Annotated in this window: 1 protein-coding gene; it reads right to left on the bottom strand. The window is 45.0% G+C overall.

What is annotated here, in order from left to right:
• A partial coding sequence (locus R0K30_RS22880) for a KS-MAT linker domain-containing protein (protein ID WP_410613246.1) occupies positions 1–249 on the bottom strand: 249 nt, incomplete at both ends.

The following is a 249-nucleotide window of genomic DNA, read 5'->3' as shown; positions in this document are numbered from 1 at the left end:
TCAGAAACAGCTGTGCGCTCTTCAGTGTTTTCGCTTATAAATACGCCTTTTTGCACCTTGCTGTCATCAAGAAAGCTGACGTATTTATCTCTCAGCTCAGTCAGACTCGCTGCACATACGGCAATTCTTTCGTTCATTGCTTCCCGGCCGTTTTGCAATGTAAATTCCATGTCACTGGCATTAACGGTCATGTCACCGGCAATCACGCGATCCAAGTACTGAACCATAAGCCGGATATACTCAAGTAAT

The organism is Bacillus sp. SIMBA_154, from assembly GCF_046536015.1.
Lineage (GTDB): Bacteria > Bacillota > Bacilli > Bacillales > Bacillaceae > Bacillus > Bacillus pumilus_P.
This window is presented reverse-complemented; position numbering and strand designations above follow the sequence as displayed.